The organism is Bartonella sp. TT121SHDZB, from assembly GCF_042193415.1.
Lineage (GTDB): Bacteria > Pseudomonadota > Alphaproteobacteria > Rhizobiales > Rhizobiaceae > Bartonella.
Window position 1 is genome coordinate 27,408 of the sequence record NZ_JBHILR010000010.1, and the last position, 17,954, is coordinate 45,361.

The 17,954-nt window shown below is 37.0% G+C and carries 10 protein-coding genes; 3 read left to right on the forward strand and 7 right to left on the reverse strand.

Going from position 1 to position 17,954, the window contains the following annotated elements; genetic code table 11:
* Positions 1-82: 82 nt before the first annotated feature.
* Both ACFIKI_RS06670 and ACFIKI_RS06675 read left to right on the forward strand, forming a co-directional pair.
* Complete coding sequence (locus tag ACFIKI_RS06670; RefSeq protein ID WP_375666443.1) at positions 83-2,749, forward strand: autotransporter outer membrane beta-barrel domain-containing protein; 2,667 nt, start codon at positions 83-85, stop codon at positions 2,747-2,749.
* Positions 2,750-2,919: 170 nt separating this feature from the next.
* Entirely contained in the window at positions 2,920-6,564 is a 3,645-nt protein-coding gene (locus tag ACFIKI_RS06675) for an autotransporter outer membrane beta-barrel domain-containing protein (protein WP_375666445.1), read from the forward strand.
* Positions 6,565-7,965: 1,401 nt separating this feature from the next.
* Here ACFIKI_RS06675 and ACFIKI_RS06680 read toward each other — a convergent pair.
* From ACFIKI_RS06680 to ACFIKI_RS06700, 5 genes are all read right to left on the reverse strand, one after another.
* Positions 7,966-8,937, reverse strand: coding sequence for a WD40 repeat domain-containing protein (locus ACFIKI_RS06680; protein WP_375666447.1), 972 nt, complete (start codon positions 8,935-8,937; stop codon positions 7,966-7,968).
* 10 nt (positions 8,938-8,947) lie between these two features.
* Positions 8,948-9,976 carry a CobW family GTP-binding protein gene (locus ACFIKI_RS06685; RefSeq protein ID WP_375666449.1) on the reverse strand — a complete coding sequence of 343 codons (1,029 nt, stop codon included), beginning with the start codon at positions 9,974-9,976 and terminating at the stop codon, positions 8,948-8,950.
* Between the two features lie 21 nt (positions 9,977-9,997).
* Positions 9,998-10,741 (reverse strand): creatininase family protein, encoded by a 744-nt coding sequence (locus ACFIKI_RS06690; protein WP_375666450.1) that lies wholly within the window; start codon positions 10,739-10,741, stop codon positions 9,998-10,000.
* A 625-nt stretch (positions 10,742-11,366) separates the two neighbouring features.
* Complete coding sequence (locus tag ACFIKI_RS06695) at positions 11,367-11,537, reverse strand: hypothetical protein (protein ID WP_375666451.1); 171 nt, start codon at positions 11,535-11,537, stop codon at positions 11,367-11,369.
* Between the two features lie 2,267 nt (positions 11,538-13,804).
* Positions 13,805-15,139: an NAD(P)H-dependent oxidoreductase gene (locus tag ACFIKI_RS06700; RefSeq protein ID WP_375623882.1), complete on the reverse strand. Its 1,335-nt coding sequence runs from the start codon at positions 15,137-15,139 to the stop codon at positions 13,805-13,807.
* 162 nt (positions 15,140-15,301) lie between these two features.
* Between ACFIKI_RS06700 and ACFIKI_RS06705 the strand changes: the two genes are divergently transcribed.
* Positions 15,302-15,781 (forward strand): MaoC family dehydratase, encoded by a 480-nt coding sequence (locus ACFIKI_RS06705; RefSeq protein WP_375666453.1) that lies wholly within the window; start codon positions 15,302-15,304, stop codon positions 15,779-15,781.
* Positions 15,782-16,242: 461 nt separating this feature from the next.
* Here ACFIKI_RS06705 and ACFIKI_RS06710 read toward each other — a convergent pair whose 3' ends face one another.
* Together ACFIKI_RS06710 and ACFIKI_RS06715 are read right to left on the reverse strand one after the other, a co-directional pair.
* Entirely contained in the window at positions 16,243-16,902 is a 660-nt protein-coding gene (locus tag ACFIKI_RS06710) for a methionine ABC transporter permease (protein ID WP_375623886.1), read from the reverse strand.
* Complete coding sequence (locus ACFIKI_RS06715; protein WP_375666454.1) at positions 16,895-17,929, reverse strand: methionine ABC transporter ATP-binding protein; 1,035 nt, start codon at positions 17,927-17,929, stop codon at positions 16,895-16,897. Before ACFIKI_RS06715 ends, ACFIKI_RS06710 begins: the two co-directional genes overlap by 8 nt.
* Positions 17,930-17,954: the final 25 nt, after the last annotated feature.

Here is a 17,954-nt window from a genome sequence, read left to right on the forward strand (position 1 = left end):
AATGGTAATAACCGATGAGATGGGGTCAGATGTGTTTTTCAGTTTTTGATGAAGGTGAAATAAAGAGGTTTTAGAGTGAATTATGATTAAGGTATTAAAACGCCATGTATGTTTATGTGCTCTTACAACGTCTGTTTTTTTCTTTGTGCATAATGTAAATGTGAATGCACAGGAGAAATCTTCGTGTACTACCCTTTTAAAGTCCTATTCATGTGATGATCTTGAGAAACGTGATCGTATGAATGGATTTCGTTTAGACACTGCTGGTAACGATTTTTCTGGTATTACGAACGTAAAAAAGTTTGATAAAATAAACATTAAGGTGGGAGAAAAAGGGAGTTGGGGGATTGATGGAGTTTTGGAGTTTAAAAACACTGGTACAATTTCATCACAAGTGCTTGCACAAGAAAAGATGAAGATTGTTTTGGATAACGTTTCCATTACGGGAAGTGGCAAGAATACGGTCAATGGTAAAAGTATAAATGCCTATAATTATAATAATGGCTTTAATCAGGCAGTTTTTGGTGTGAAGCAAGGCGGTTCTCTTCTTGTTAAGGAAGGTAAGGTTAACGTTTCAAATATTTATGGGCTTGTGATGGAGAGCTCAGAGGGCGTTTTCATTTCTGGCGGTGAGACTAAATATAGTGTATTGGATGGTAAGCCTTTATATGGTTCATGGGATTGGCGTTATTCTGGTGTTGTTTTTGAGAATTCAGATATTACTCTTAATGGGCATGGGATCCGTGGGCTTTATTTAAAAGGAAGTCCCTTACAAGAAGAATATATAGAAGGAGAGGCATTGGCTGCATTGGGGGAGGTTCAGTTCAAGAAGACTAACTTTAAAGTTCCTAATGGTATAGCTATTTATATCGATGATGCCAAAAGATTTCCTTATATTACTGCGTTAGATGGATCGCGTATCTTTGCTAATCGGTTATTAGATGTTAAAGTTAACTCGCATGTGTCCGTTGAAGCTGATGCTTCTTTTTTTGTGGGAGGTGCACGCGTTGATAAAAAATCTTATGCCGAAGTTGAGTTATCTAATAAATCGCAATGGACGGTGACGCCAGGGAAAAATAATAAGTGGCGTGCTTCATCTGTTTCCTTTGTAAGGGTTAGTGATAGTTCTATTTTCTTCCAGAAACCAAGAGATGGTCATTATCAGACACTTCGCATTGGGAGTTTGGATGATGATAATGGCTTAGGTTATGCTTACATTGCCAATGATGCACGCCTTCTTGTAAATGCATCTCTTGCGATAACAGATGGGCAAGTTAGAGGGATCGAAGCCGATAAACTTTTGATCTATGGGAATGTTTATGGAAAAACTAAAGTCTATGTCGTAGAAGTTCCAGCAGCTTCGGGGAAGGGAAAGAGTCATAACAAAGGTACGCAAGGAGATAATAAAAGCATTTCAATTATTCAGGTTTATGGAAAAGCAGCGGAAGATTCTTTTAAACTGGCAGCAGGCTATGTCGCTTTAAGAGGAGCGCCTTATCGATATAGTCTGCGTGCGTATGGTCCAAATTCTTCTCATGGGAAAGCAAAAGATGAAAACAAGTTAGCTAAAGGGAAATCAATAAAGAAGAATGGAGATTTTTGGGATTACCGACTTGAAGCCGAATATGTTCAGCGTTCTCCTCGTACTGCTCAATTGAAAACTTCTCAGTTGAAAAAGCATGCTTCTCATCTCCGTGTGTCTCGTTCTATTGGATCCTATCCGCATCATAATAATGTTTTAGTTGGTCATGATGCTTCTGCTCATTATCTTGAAGAGGACATTAAAGCTGTTGTCCCACAAGTTCCAACATATCTATTGATGCCTAATGCTTTGTTTCAGGTTGGTTTGATGGATATGAACAATCACAATAAACAGCTGGAGACATTGCGTGCCACTGCTGGAGTTTTGGGAGAAAATGGTAAAAGTTCTGCTCTTTTTGCACGAGGTTACGGTGGAAGTTATCGTTATGTTTCTGATCTGTCTGCGCTTGAATATGGTTATAGCGGAAATTTGAATTATAACGCTATAGAGGCAGGTGTTTTGCTCAATGCGATTGAGGATACACATCATTCCTTAAGCTTTGGAATAATAGGAAACTATGGAAAAATCTCTCTACAACCTCAAGATGTTGAAGAAAGCAAAAAAAGCGCATTCGATAAATGGTCTCTTACAACATATGGCAGTATGCAGTATGATACAGGCTTTTATATTGATGGTCTTTTTTCCTACGGTTTATTTAAAGGGGATGTTCTGACGCAAGCAAGAGGTAAGACAACAACATTGAAGGGAACACCTTTGAGTGCTTCGTTGATTGCGGGTCAGTCATTGATGACAGGACATAAGGGGCTTATTTTTGATCCGCAGGTTCAGGTCGTTTATCAAAATATACGATTTGATAAGACATCTGATATCGATGGCTTTGATGTTGAAATGGGAAAACTTGATCAGTGGGTGATGCGTGTTGGTGGGCGTTTAAGTAAGGCGCTTTCTGCTTCTGAAGAAGGACATGTTATTTCTTTCAATGGAAAACTTCATCTTTCCAATAGTTTTGGAGGAAAACAACATGTACAATTTGGAGATAAATTCCAATTAGGTGCTTTTGGTTCTTCTTTAGAAACTGGGGTGGGATTGAAAGCTCAGTTATCTTCAAATTTTGTATTGCATGGAGATGTAACCTATCAGCATCATCTTAGCAAAGCAGGGTTTTCAGGAACCATTTTTTCAGGTGGTTTACGCTATCGTTTTTAAATACACTTGAAATATAGATTAGTTTTTTATATAAGTAGATAGTATTTTATGAAGTGTAAAGTAAGTATTTATTTTTTATACATTCTCAATGTTTATATGTTTAACTTAACATTATTTTATGTCTCATTCATTCTTAAGTAAAGCGGGGGAGAAGGATTTGTAAGAAAGTTATGGTTAATGTATTAAGAGAGTATAGATTTTTATTTATTACAACGGCTATTGTTTCTTTTTTGCCAATCGTGAGTGTTAATGCTAATCCTAATAATTTAGGAGTTCCCTGTAATGTAGAAAGTAGTTTATTTACCTATAACGATAGTAAAAAATACAGGATAAGTAATAAAAATCATACTTTTTCTGTTCCTCCTCAAGATGCTTTGGTTGCGGTTGTAGCTATAGAAAAAGCAGGGACTGTTTTAACTTTGTCACAGGTAAATATTATGGCGGATAAAGCAAAGCAGTCATTTTTATATGGTGGATATGTAAAAGATGGTGGCAAGCTTGTTCTAACCAATTCAAATATTAAGGATATGTCCGGTTTTCGTGTTCAGAACGGGCAAGTTATGATGAAACGAGGGAAGATTGAAGGTAGTTCGCAAGCTGTATGTGCAGAAGGACAAAAAACCGATGTTGCTTTAGTGAACGTAAATATTGATATTGTATCAGATGATTTGAATGCAAAAGGGATTGGATTTGTTAGTAGTTCTGATGCATTCGTTAGGATGTCAGGCAGTACTATTACTTTTAATGAGGTTGGTACGTTTTCAACACGATTTGGGGGGAAATATCTTATTGATACCACCAATATTCAGGGCAACGGTAAGAAACACACGATTGTAGTTGATGGTGAGAGTATTGATGAATTTCCAAAAGCTTTTGATATATCACAGGGTGGTGATGTTCATTTGCGTGGTGGTTCTATTCAGCTGACTGATATGCATGGCTTCTTGATTACGAATTTTGCAGGTTATGTAGATGGTGAAGGTAAATTGGTTCAAGAATACGCTTCATCAAATGGGTTTAAAAAGACAAGTATTAAGATTGAAGGTACAGAAATTTCTGTTCAGGGTGAGGGAGTATATGGTCTGTATTTTTATGGATTAGGTCCAGATGTATGGGTTGATATGTTTAAGGTAGGGGATGAAAAACTTTCAAAAGTAGAAAAAATTGTTTTGGGTGAAGCGTCTTTGCATTTGTCACAGACAACTTTTTCAGTTCCCGATGGTATTGCCATTTATAGTGCGGGAGATGATATTTATGGAGCTGAAGCTATCATTGAATTAACAGAAAGGACAAAGATCTCTGGTGATTTATTGTTAAAAGCTCAAAATAATTCTTCTCTATTGGTGAAAGCAAAGGATTCTACCCTTACAGGGGGTATACATGTTGAGGATGCATCAACTGTTCACTTAGAATTAACACATGGCTCTGCATGGTATCTCACCAAAAGGAAACATACAGATTTGCAGAAATCACTTCCTGTAGATTCATTCCTTTCGTCTATAAGCATTTCTGATAGCACAATTTTTTTTGATAAATTTATATCTCGAGATTATCAAACGTTGTATATTGGAAAAGTATATATTGAAAAAGGAAGTAATTTAAATGATATAAATCCAATAGGCGGAATACAGTATGATAAAGAAGCCTATAGTGCAAAGGGAAATGTGCAGATTAAGATGAGTGCGTTTGTGAATAATGACGGCTCGTTTAATCCTCAAAAAACTGATCGTATTTTGATCTACGGGAATGTCTTGGGAAGTACACTGCTCATGATGGAAGGTTTTTCCAAAACCTTAGAAGGAGAAGTTGGCGATAAAGGAATTAAAAGTATTTCACTTGTTCAAGTTTCTGGGACAGCAGAGGAAAGTTCTTTTAAGTTAGCCAATAGTTATACTACGGTGAATGGATTTCCTTATCAATATAAACTTCGTGGCTATGGTCCAAGTTCTTCTTCTGGAAATGCAGATCCAAAGAATAGATTGGTTGCAGGGGAAGGAGATTTTTGGGATTTTCGTCTCGAAAGTGTTTACATTGGTTCTGAATTAGATTCTTCTGAAACTGTTTCTAAGCCAACGTTTACAGTTTTACCACCTAAATCTGAAGCAGAAACTATACCTTCTGAACGACCATCAGAGACTATTTCTCCTGAGCAACCTTCTTCTGTTGAGCCTTCGCCTATACCATCTAAACCTTTTTTGCCTGAAATATCTGAACCGCCTGAAATATCTGAATCGTCTGAAATATCTACGGATTTTGTTCTCACTCCTTCTGCACCTATTTCGCCTGTACTTCCCCCTGAACCATCTGTTCCAGAGGCTCCTTCTCCTGAGCAACTTCCTTCTGTTGAGCCTTCGCTTATACCATCTATACCTTCTTTGCCTGAAATATCTGAGCCGTCTGAAACATCTACGGATACTGTTCCCACTCCTTCTGCACCTATTTCGCCTGTACTTCCCCCTGAACCATCTGTTCCAGAGGCTCCTTCTCCTGAGCAACTTCCTTCTGTTGAGCCTTCGCTTATACCATCTATACCTTCTTTGCCTGAAATATCTGAGCCGTCTGAAACATCTACGGATACTGTTCCCACTCCTTCTGCACCTATTTCGCCTGTACTTCCCTCTGAGTCATCTGTTCCAGAGGCTTCTTCTCCTGAGCAACCTCCTTCTGTTGAGCCTTCGCTTATACCATCTACACCTTCTGTGTCTGAAATATCTGAGCCGTCTGAAACATCTACGGATTCTGTTCCTCCTCCTGCGCCTGTTGGGCCAAAGCCTTCTACATCCCCTGACCCTTTGGAGCCTTCGTCTAATCTCTCTATACCGCTTGATGTTCAACCTAAACCAGGAATTCGAGCTGTTGTTCCACAGGTTCCGACTTATCTCCTTTTGACAAATGCCTTATTCCATGCTGGTTTGATGGATATGACCAAGCAAAGTAAGAAGTTGGAGACAATGCGGAATGCTTTTCACTCCTCTTGGAAAGATGATGAAAATACGGCCTTTTTTCTGCATGCTTATGGTGGTACCCATCATTATGCTTCCAATTTATCTGCTTTTGAATATGGCTATGGTGCTGAGCTTGATTATAATGCATTTCAAGCAGGTGTTTTGTTGAACGAGATTGAGAGTTTATACAGTCGTACATTCTTTGGGGTGTTGGGAAATTATGGCAACCTTTCTCTAACCCCTCAGGATGTTGAACAAAGAAAAGAGAGCGCATTTGATAAATGGTCTGTTGCTGCCTATGGAAGTTTGCAACATGATGTGGGGTTTTATATAGATGGGGTGGTATCGTATGGTCTTTTTAAGGGAGATGTTTTGACTCTTGCACGGGGCAAGGTTGTGGCGTTAAAAGGTAAACAGTTTAATGGTTCTTTAACGAGTGGCAGAACATTTGCAATAGGCTATAAAGGTGTTGTTTTTGATCCGCAGATTCAGGTTGTTTATCAGCATCTTCAGTTTAATCAGGCGCGTGATATTGATAATCTTGATGTGGATTTAGGAAAATTTCATCAATGGGTGGGGCGTGTTGGTGGGCGTTTAAGCAAGACGCTTAATGTTTCTGAAGAGGGACGTGTTGTTTCTTTTTATAGTAAGCTTTCTTATTTGCATAGTTTTGAAGATAAACGATTTGTTTCTTTTAAAAAAGATTTTCAATTAGGTGCTTTTGGTTCTTCTTTGGAAGCAGGGCTTGGGTTTAATGCTCGTCTTTCTTCAAAATTTTTCCTTCATGGAGATGTAACTTATCAGCATAGACTTAAAAAAGTGGGTTTTTCTGGAGCAGGTTTCTCTACTGGATTGCGCTACCTTTTTTGAAGAGATACAATGTGTATTTTTATATGAAAGGCAGAAAAATCTTCTGCCTTTTAATGTATTGGAATTTATGTTGCTTCATCAATATGATTATTTTTTTATCTAAAAGGTTACAGTAAATGATTTTTTTAATTTATGATTAAAGATGCTCAATTATATGTTTTCTTTTATACGATAAGAAATTTTTCTAAATTTTGATATTATGATATGGGAACAGATTTCATTGTGAATATGAAAAGCTTGAATGCTGAGTGCTTGTGGCATAATCTTTTAAAAGAGGTAGTATTGATGGTTGTTTTTGTTAATATAAAGCGGAACAAGATTGGTTTGTAAGAGTTTTTATGGTTATTTGATTCTGTTTCTTTATACATTGTTTTGAATCTTATTTTAGATAAGAATATAACTTTATACAAAAATATAAACTGTATTCACGTTTGTAACAGCTAATATACATATTTTTGTTTTTTTTTTGCAAATGATAGGCGTCAAAAGAAATTTTGATGCAATGCAATATAGTATATTACTTTCATTGCGGTCAGCGCGGACATCGTTATTCTTTTTTTCAGCTTTTAATACTGCGCAGAGCTTAGCGCTCCAGAGTGTTCATAAAAAGCATGTCTACTTTTTCAATAGCTCTTCTTTACATGCCATCTTCGTTTGTGACGAGAAAGGGGTTAATTGATTAAATATAACCAGGTTTGAAAGGAAAGAAATTTATAATATTCAGTTTTTTTATTCCATATAATGGTGAATGAGCATTCTAAATCGTTGATGAAATTTTTCCAAATCAACATCAAGATTATCAACATCACACGTTTGATAATACTGGAGATGCTGAAAAAACTGAACCTGCGGATCAAAGGCAACACTTTAATACCCTGTTGCTTATGGACAAGTAAAACACAGTCGTTTAGGGGGGTGATGGGAGCTCTATGAAATGATTGTTAGGTAGAACTTGGCTAGACAAGAAATTGGAGTGTAGAGGGCTGCTAGTAGGAAACTTCATTTTTTAGGTGGCGAGAGAGGATCAAAAAAATTTATTTAGAATAAATAGTGTTGAATTCTCTTTTTTGCCGAATTTTTAAGAAAAATGCTTTTATAGAAGTATATAGCCTATACAGGTGTTTATAGGGAGATGGGGTTTTCGGTCTTGAGGGTGATGTTTTTATTCTTGTATGGGGGAGCAAAGTTAAAAGATCAAAAAACATATTTAAGGTATTTTCTTGTCTAAAGGGGGGGAGGGAAGGAAGAGGGAAGATTTAATGATTGCGAAGATTTTAGGAGACTTTTGGGGGGATTAGGGAGATAGGATTTCTGAGAGCTCTAGAGATGCAAAGAGATAAGATTTCTGGAGGATTGTGTGGGCATTTTTATCGGCGATGGTTGTGCTTGTTGGTGCTTGGCTTAATCAGTGATATTGATTATACCACATTCACCATTTTCGCTACCGAAGGAGAGGTTTTGCCCTGCTTGATCCCAGTTAAGTGCTGAGATAGCGCTTTTCCCATAACCTTTTAGAAGGATTTCTTTTCCATCATGAAAATGTGCCGCTAAAATCATTCCATCATTGAAGCCTATTGCTACAATTTCTTTGTTTGGGTGGCATGAAACGGTGCTAACAAGTGCATTGGCTCGTGTGCCTAGTTCTAGAGGTGTTTTTCCCATGGGGCCATCTTTTGTATGAAAGGGCCAAACAATTGCGGCAGAGGCACCTGATGTTGCTAGCCATTTTCCTTTTGCGCTCCAAGACCAGCTTTTGACTTTGCTTGGGTAGCCACTCATGCGGAGGTGCTGATTATCAGTGAGACGCCAGCCGTGTAAGGCGTTTTCTTGCATGGTGGAAATGACATAGCGGTTGTCTGGTGAAAAGGTGACACCACAATGAGCGCCTTTCCATACCAATGTGGTGGGAGATATTTGCGTTGATAACCAATGAAGAGTCACACCATTGTAATGGGCAACGGCAAGTCGTAAACCTTTTGGAGCAAAAGCCAGGCCTTCTACACTGCGTTCATGTGTGAGCTCTTGTCGTTCTTTTCCAATATTTGCAAATACGAGGCGTGAAGAGGAAAAGGCAACTGCTTTTTGTGGTCCAAAAGCAACGTTGTTTATCCATTTGCGTTCTTTTTGGCTTAACACTTCTGTATAATCCGCTGCCGTTGTTTGACAGACTTTTCCATCTTCTCCACCTGTGATGATCGCGGTATTGTCATGGGAAAAATGGCTTGAAATTATTCCTTGGTGGACTTCAACGATTTGTGGGGTTGGATTTAAAAAAACAATGAAACCTTCTACGGAAACAAAAGCTGGTTTATTGCCTATAAAACCGCAAGAAAGGCAGTAACTTTGGAGATCATAATGGGTAATGTTTGGCATTATCACTCACTTATGCGCAATTTTCAAAACCAGTTTTTAATTTTTCAGCATCAAGAGAGCGTCCTATAAAAACAAGGCGGCTTTCTCGTTTTTCATCTTCACGCCATGGGCGTTGATGTTGTCCCTCAAGAAGCATATGTATCCCTTGAATGACGTAACGATCATCGTCTCCTTGAAAGGCGATAATGCCTTTAAGACGTAAGATATCTGGTCCTTGTTGCTGTGTAACCTGCTGGATCCAAGGGAAAAATTTTTCTGGGTGCAGAGGACCTGTTTTTAAACTTACAGAAGTGATGGTAATATCATGAATGGTGGATGCGTGATGATGGTCATGATGACAATCGGGGCCACACACATGGTCAGCGTGTTGTTCTGTATGTTGGTGATCGAGAAAATGAGGTTCATGATCGAGAGTCCGTTGGAGATCAAAAAAACCACGATTGAGAAGTGTCTCAAGAGGGATATTGGTGCGCTGTGTTGTATAGAGTATAGCGCGAGGATTAATGGCCAGAATAAGGGATTCAGCATAGGTGCGTTCTTGTTGGGTGACAAGATCAATCTTATTTAAAAGAATGATATCCGCGAAGGCAATTTGCTCTTCAACTTCACGACTTTTTTTCAGTTGAGAGGGCAAATATTTTGCATCAACGACCGCTATGACACTGTCGAGAGCTGTTTTTGCATGGACAGTATCATCCATGAAAAAGGTCTGTGCTACGGGAACGGGATCAGCAAGCCCTGTCGTTTCTATAATGATCGCATCAAATCGATGAGAACGTTGCATCAGACTTTCCAGAATGCGAATGAGATCCCCACGCACGGTGCAGCAAACACAGCCATTATTCATTTCATAAATTTCTTCGTCGGATTCAATGATAAGGTCATTATCAATACCAATTTCACCAAATTCATTGACAATGACGGCATAACGTTTGCCATGATTTTCACTGAGAATACGGTTGAGAAGGGTGGTTTTTCCAGCACCAAGATAGCCTGTGAGAACCGTAACGGGAAGTTTTGGGAGAGGTGTCGTTTCCATGGAGAGACCTTTTATTATTCTTTATTGCCATGTGTCTATGTTAAATCGATTGATATCATCAAGTAAATCACGAAGCTGAGACAGAACATGAGAAAAGATTGCTTCACCGGCTTGTGGTGTTGCTTTGCTTGCGTTTCCTGCCGCCCCTTGCGTATTTAGATCTTTCATTGTCCAACCAAAGGCATGAGGACCATAAGCGCGTAAATACCGATAATTGGCAATCATATCCGCTTGTTTATTATGAAAATTTTTTGCCTTTTCCATATGGACTTTTTCTGGTGCTAAATAGAGCATGAGAGAGGTTTCGATAAAACCTCCATGGATATCAAGATGTTGTTGAGACGGTTCCATGAGACCTTGTGGTAAACCAAAACGGCTCCAGCTTGTTGCTACAGCGAGCATGGAAAGGCGCCTTCGTAATTCGGTGATGACGATACTCATTAAAGGTGAATTGCCTCCGTGAGCATTAAGAAGAAGAAGACGGTTGATCCCTTTGTGATAGCAGTTTTCACCAATCTTTATCCATTGCTTAATCGCATCAGAAAAGGTAAGGGTTTGTGTGCCTGTAACATCCATATGTTCTATAGAATAGCCAATCTTTTCAACCGGTAAAAGTGCGATAGGGAATTGTTCTTTTGTTTGTAAAGTGAGGGCTTTTGCAAAAGCTTCAGCTATAATCCAGTCGGTTTCGAAAGGAAGGTGCTCTCCGTGATATTCATGTGCGCCCAAAGGTAAAAGAGCGAGAAAAGGTGTGTTAGATACCATAAATTACGGCCCAAAAGAAGAGTCAACAGAAACAAAGTGATCGAAGGTGCTGTCACTATTTAATCTATCTATAAGAGAAACGCAAATAGTCGTATTTTTACATCCCATATGCATGCATAAAACATATGGATGCATAAAAATGAGAGCTTTGTTAAAAATAGAGAAGCTTTTATTGAGCAAAGCCAACGCAATTTTTTCTGTAATTATGGGGCAACCTTTCTCAAGATAGTTATCTTTGGTAAGTCTTTTTGATGCGTATTCTCATTTTTAATCAGTAAATATTCAGACAGATTAAATACTGCACATCATGGAATGAAAAATAATTTTTTATCGTTTCTTGAAAACACATTTTTTCTGTAAGCTGCATATTCTTCTTTCTGTTATGGAGCGAGAATAACTAAATTATTTCTATTATTGCGATAGTACAGAATTTGGTTGTAATCAGGAGTGCTAAATTCTTAATTCAAGTATCTGTATATTACAAAAGAATAAAAATATTTGTTGATTAATTTTACTTTGGATAGAGTATTAACAGATTGTTCATGAGAAAAAATGAATATAAAGAGAAGAATTCACGTAAGATGAACCTGCAATCTCAAAGAACTTGGTGAGTTTATAAGATGATTCAATAAGAAACACCGTTGGATACATGATAAACAGAACGCCATTGTGTTGCACATTGACACTCTTGTTTTAAAGAAACCTTTCTCAAGGTATCCAAGCCTATTTTGCGACGCTGTTCATGAATGGTACAACGATAAAGCCTTATAATATAAAATCTATTGTATTCCACCATCTTTACACTTTTAAAGTAAAAAGGGATACCATCATTCACTTTGCCAGTTTTCAATACTGTGTTAACAGCGCTTGATACTTAAAATACCTCATAGGTGATATTTTCCTTTCTTCAAGTCTGTTTATACACACATCTATCTCGTTTGTGATTTGCAAGTGAAGAATTTTGATTGATTCAATATAAACAGAGTTAAAATTAAAAGAGTTTTATAATCGTCAGCTTTTTCATTCAACATGCAAAACAATAAATTATTATTATAGATCAGTATCTTGCGATTGAAGTGATCGGTTGATGAATTTATCATTCAAGATCAATTTTCATGGTGTTATTTTTTCAATGTGTTTACTTAAGTTGGTATTTTAAAAATGCAATTTTTAGTAAGTTTCTCTATTACTTTTCTTTCAAAGAGAATTATTTGTTATTAATACAGAGTAAATATAATTAATCAAAATATAAATATGGCTGTAATCTACAATATTGACGAAAAATATGGAATAACTTTTATGAAAATTAAGAAAGAAAGTTGTTTTTCAGTATTTGGGGGATCATCTCATTTTTTATGGCTCTCTTTTTATCTGGTTTTAGGTAGTTTGTTGGAGCTCTAGTATTGCTTATAACATTTTTATAAATCTGATAGATTTACTTATTTTATGCGTTTGTTTTGTTAGGTTTGAAAGTCAATATTTTGCGTTCTTTATGCTGTATGGGATAAAGGGGGCTGAATTGCCTCTTTGAAGATGCTATGCGATATTTTTTCTTTATATATCAGTAAAAGTTGAGAATCATTTTATTAATGTTTTTTCCATTTGAAAATAGAGATCTTAATTGCTTTTTCACACTTTTATACCTGTTTTATAGAAAAGTATTATACTATTTTAATGTTGTTTATTAAGATAGATTTTTTTAGATTGAGGTTTTTATTTGCTACCAATTTTATTTTTCAAGCTTATTGATGAGTGACATAATAAAATATCCACTAATAATATTCCATTTTTGTGTTTATTGAAATAATATATAAGTATTATTATGTTAATATTTCTTATATTATAAATAATTTAAAATTTAATTGCATTTTAAATTATTTATAAAATATCCATTATATAACTTTTTAAATAAATTTGTTTTTAAGAATTTATTACAATCAAAATTTGACAAATTTTTATTATTTTTAATTATATAAATAAAAATTACAAAATATTACTTTTAATATCTTAATTTACTATATTATAAATTAATAAATTATTTTTACACTACTTATTCTTTTTTTGTACAAACTATAGAGGGAAATGCAAGTTTTGTAAAAAATAAATTTCAAGAGAGAATGGCAATTACTATTTCTACATTAGAAAAAAATGTAGCTATTAAAACTGTGGATAGAGTAGTTATTCAAGATGTTGAGGAATAAGATGGTATTGCTTTGGGGAAACCTGAAAAAGCTGCTACCTTTTCAGGTTCAGCCTTTTGGGGGGAAGTATTTTATCACTTCTTGCTTCTTTATGTATTGGGGATGTATTAGGTGCTGTTTTATTTCTTTGGGGAATATTCGTTATACTTTAGTAGAAAGATCATCGATAAAGCCGATGAATTTTTTTCATTTCATTATGTTGAAAAAAATAAATACTTGAAATCATTTATACTGTATTTTATAATAAAATAACTATATTAATAATAAATGTAGTTTTTATTGACATTATTAAAGTTCAAGGTTCTACATTTATGTTTTTTTTACAAAGTAGTGTAACCTGATTTTTTACACTCTATAGTTATTATCCTAGTAACAAGGCTAATATACTCACTTTCTTTATCAGCCTTTTAATATTTGTCTACTTTTTCTCATATGAAGATTATTCATCAAAGGTATATTTTATCCTTTCAAATTTTTTGATGTTAAATCCATCAAAAGTATTTTTTACGTATAACAAGTTGTGTTCGTGTATGGACAAAATTATTAAAGAAAAAAGAGTAAAAACTTTTCTCATGAATCATCTCAAGTGCGATGCGCTGTCGTAATATTGGTAAATAAAATGATAGTGCTGATTTTGTATCTTTATAGAGTAAGGTCGTGATACACAGTGAACCTTATGCCATCTCATGGGGTGGTTTATATTGTTGCATTTACGGGCCATATTGTGAGAGGGAAGTGGTGATGTGCGTCGTTGGAAAATGCTTTTATTAAAACATAAACCTGTATTTGCGATACAAGTGTATTTTGGATTGTTCTGTTGCGTAAGGGAAGGATACTGTTAAGTAAGGTAATTCAGGAGTGTTTATAGCTTAGCCGAAGAAGGGCAATGAAGTAAAAGGTCTTGTTTAGCACGAAGACGTGCAATCCATTGATCTTCACGAATAGCAGTATTATGCACTGTAATGAGTTCATTTTTTTTAATTGCAGCTGTTACTGTTGCTTTTTCTAAAAGACCACAAGGAATGGCGTGGTGAGCGCGTGCTTCTGCAATGTTCATTATCCAAGCACGATAAGTATAAAGACCGATAAAGTCTAGCTGATCACCTGGGTGTAAATCTTTTTTAGCAACAGCACAGACTTCTACTACGGGATGGCTAAGAGGAACCATATCTTTTTTGCCATAAAGCATAATACGTGCGCAGGTGAGGGGAACTTCCATTGCTGTTAAATGATAGGGGCGATGAAAGGTGAAGTAAGGCCCCTGACCAATTTTTAAATCTTCCATACGCTCGCGTAAACGTGGGTGTGCTATTTCGGCAATAACAAAGACACCAGGTGAAACACCTGGACCTGTTGAATAATCTACAACACCATATTGCTGCAAAATGCCCCCATCTTGTTTTGGAATAAGCACTTTGTTTAAATCTTGCAGTGCCGCTTGTGGTCCATGCATTCCCGGACAATCGGGGAGAAGTCCGGTGGCATTGGCAATTGCTGCCATTTCAACCATCGTTTTGGAACCATCAATAAATTCGACCAACATGCGCACATTCATATTACGCCGGAATGCTTCTTCTTCGTAAGCATCAGGTGTAGCATCAAAGAGTAGAGGATTATTTTTTCCTTTACCTGCTGCAACAATCTTATGTCCAAGGGCTGAAACAAATTCTATGAGTTCCATACAAGAAGTAGGTTCATCGCCGGCACCAAGTGTATAAATGAGCCCTCGTTTTTCTGCTTCATGTTTGAGATAAGCGCCAATTGTAACATCTGCTTCAACATTCATCATGACAAGATGTTTGTTATTCTCAAGCGCTTTGATACCAATTTCTGCTCCTGCTTCGGGATAGCCTGTTGCATCAACGATAATATCAATTTGTTCATGGCGCAAAACAAGGTTAATATCATCTGTTGCTGCAATCAAACCCTTTTCAATGCTTTGCGTGAGAGCATGAGCATTTTCAACTTCGCTGACATGTCCATCTTCGCCATAGGCGAGTGTAGCGGCATCAAAAATACGTGACGGTGTCCTCGTGGCGACTGCGGCGACTGTTATACCATCCATATGCGCAATACTTGATAATAAATCTGTACCCATTTCACCACAACCAATCAGTCCAATACGGATGGGGGGATGCTTTTCTGCACGTTGTTTCAAATCATGCGCTAAACCTGTTAGGTTCACATTGCTTGCCATTCTTTTTTCCCATTTGAAAACTATTCTGCTAAAAGAGTTTTCTTATTCATAAGGTGCATTTGTTTTTAAGACAATTAATCTTTTATTCTTGATGCTCTAATCAATGGATTTTATAAAAGCAAGAGGGGTGGTTGTTTTTATCAAATAAATAGGAATAGCGTTATGCAGCAAAAAATAGCAATACAAGATGTTACCAGTTTTATTGGGAAAGAAGTGGGATTATCGGGATGGCGTCTTGTTACACAGGATATGATTAATCAGTTTGCATGCGCTACAGATGATCATCAATGGATACACGTTGATGAGGAAAAGGCTAAACAAACACCTTTTGGTGGCACGATTGCTCATGGTTTTTTAACATTATCGCTTTTATCTACGCTTGCTTATGAGGCTCTTCCTGAGTTGGAAGGGACCACAATGGGGATTAATTATGGTTTCAATAAAGTACGCTTCATGAGTCCTGTAAAAACAGGGGTACGGATACGTGCACGTTTTGTGTTAGACGATGCAGAAATTCGCCCTTCTGGTCGCGTGGTTTTCCATTATGGGGTTAGTGTGGAAGTTGAAAAGTTAAAAAAACCAGCTCTTACAGCTCAATGGCTTATTGTTGCTGTTGTGGAAGAAAAACCTTCCAATATCTAGATTGCCTTCCAATATCTAGATTAGTTGAGTGCTTTATTTTATAAAATTTTATACAACTCTATTAGAAGTTTCTTCAATAATAATATTGAGAATAATCTATAGGATGATAGATATGGTGGAGCTATCATAGCGTTGATAGCCAGAGCAGGTTGCTATGCCTCTTAGATCATTTCGACAGTTTGTTGCTATGCTGAGAGCAGGTCGTGGTCAACATATTAATTGATCATTGCTATATTGGGAGAGAAGCTCGAATATTGCAAGATTTCTTATTTCATGTCCTTTTATATTGAATCCATTAAAACTATTGGCTTGCCTGTTATAAAACAGGGCTTATGGGGATAAAACTGTTTAAGAAAAAAGAAAAAGTGCTTGGCTTTTATGTGTGCTCGATAGCCAAGGAGTGTTGCATTTGGGAAGGGGAAAAGAAGATAATGGTACTGGCATGTGAAATGCTGATTTTTTCAACATTTTGTTTTATCAAGTTTTTGTACGATTTTATCAGAAGTCCATTGGGTTATAATATTGAGCATGATCAAAAGGAGGATAACAATGGTCATGATGAAGGTATTATAGCGTTGGTAGCCATAGCGGATTGCCATATCCCCTAAACCGCCTCCACCAAGATATCCAGCAAGTGAGGTGGCTCCTATCAGAGAAATGACCATGACTGTAAAACCTGTAATCAGGCTAGGGAGAGCTTCAGGAATAAGAACATGTCTGATAATTTGAAGACGACTTGCACCCATAGAGCGGATCGCTTCAATAAGACCGTTTTCAACGGTTTTAAAAGAGAGTTCTGCCATGCGTGCATAAAAAGGGATAGCTGAAATGGTCAGTATAAAAATTACAGCAGGCATTCCTATCCCTCTTCCTACAACGATACGTGTTATGGGCAGAAGATAAAATGCAAGAATGATAAAGGGAATAGCACGAATACTGTCAATGATCATACTTAAAGGGCGATTGATGAGAGATGAGGAAAAAATCCCCCCACGTGCTGTTGTGTGAAGAAGAAGACCAAGGGGAAGCCCTATAATAAATGCCATAACAGAAGCACTAAGTGTCATCAATATTGTATCAATAACAGCTTGGGGAAGTTCATGAGACAGAACATTAAACATAGCCTAAGACCTCACAATATCGTCCTTTTTTTGTTAACCATTGAACAGCTTTTTCTAAAGCTTCTTTATCTTCTCCAGGAAGAGCCAAGAAGAGTCTCCCGATGGTTTCATCTTGAACTGTATCAATGCCACCATGCAAAATACGTGCTTTTAAACCACTCTCATTTTCTAGAAGATGAAGAAAAGGCTGCTGGGCAATTTCACCGGCAATATTAATTTCAATGACAGCTTCTCGTCCGATTGGTTTGAGATTTTTCGCAAATTTTTCAGGAAGTTGCGGGGTGACAAGCTTGAGCATGGCGATGGTTGTATCGTCTTGCGGTGATGTAAAGATGTCTTTCACACGTCCTTCTTCTACAATGTTTCCCTGATTAAGAACAACAACGCGATGCGCTATGGTGCGCACAACTTCCATTTCATGGGTGATGAGCACAATCGTGAGATTGAGGTGTTTATTAATATCAGCAAGGAGCTCTAGAATAGATTGTGTTGTTTCAGGGTCAAGAGCAGAGGTGGCTTCATCTGATAACAATATTTTAGGATTAGCAGCGAGCGCACGAGCAATGCCAACGCGTTGTTTTTGCCCCCCTGACAATTGTGCCGGATAGCAATATTCTTTCCCAGATAACCCAACCAATTCAATCAGTTCAAGGGCACGTTTGTGGCGTTGTTTTTTACTTACACCACTTAATTTAAGCGGCAATGCAATGTTATCAAGAATATTTTGCGATGAGAGAAGATTGAAATGTTGAAAAATCATCCCAATTCGTTGACGGTAAGGCGCCCATTCTATCTCTGATAGATTGGAAATATCAACACCTTCAAAAAAAATGGACCCTGCATCAATCTTCTCTAACCCATTTAAACAGCGGATAAGTGTTGATTTTCCTGCTCCACTGCGCCCAATAATGCCAAGGATTTCACCTGCATGGATATTTAAAGAGAGATTATTAATTACCGGAACACCAGCCGCTTTGTTAAAACAACGGCTGATGTTTTTTAAGGAGATAAGAGTAGGTTTTTCCATTCACAATTACTCAGATATTTGGCAC

Excerpts from the sequence above, each read along its gene's own strand:
- ACFIKI_RS06670 (WP_375666443.1), top strand. The coding sequence starts at position 83 with ATGATTAAGGTATTAAAACGCCATGTATGTTTATGTGCTCTTACAACG.
- ACFIKI_RS06675 (WP_375666445.1), top strand. The coding sequence starts at position 2,920 with ATGGTTAATGTATTAAGAGAGTATAGATTTTTATTTATTACAACGGCT.
- ACFIKI_RS06680 (WP_375666447.1), bottom strand. The coding sequence starts at position 8,937 with ATGCCAAACATTACCCATTATGATCTCCAAAGTTACTGCCTTTCTTGC.
- ACFIKI_RS06685 (WP_375666449.1), bottom strand. The coding sequence starts at position 9,976 with ATGGAAACGACACCTCTCCCAAAACTTCCCGTTACGGTTCTCACAGGC.
- ACFIKI_RS06690 (WP_375666450.1), bottom strand. The coding sequence starts at position 10,741 with ATGGTATCTAACACACCTTTTCTCGCTCTTTTACCTTTGGGCGCACAT.
- ACFIKI_RS06695 (WP_375666451.1), bottom strand. The coding sequence starts at position 11,537 with ATGGTGGAATACAATAGATTTTATATTATAAGGCTTTATCGTTGTACC.
- ACFIKI_RS06700 (WP_375623882.1), bottom strand. The coding sequence starts at position 15,139 with ATGGCAAGCAATGTGAACCTAACAGGTTTAGCGCATGATTTGAAACAA.
- ACFIKI_RS06705 (WP_375666453.1), top strand. The coding sequence starts at position 15,302 with ATGCAGCAAAAAATAGCAATACAAGATGTTACCAGTTTTATTGGGAAA.
- ACFIKI_RS06710 (WP_375623886.1), bottom strand. The coding sequence starts at position 16,902 with ATGTTTAATGTTCTGTCTCATGAACTTCCCCAAGCTGTTATTGATACA.
- ACFIKI_RS06715 (WP_375666454.1), bottom strand. The coding sequence starts at position 17,929 with ATGGAAAAACCTACTCTTATCTCCTTAAAAAACATCAGCCGTTGTTTT.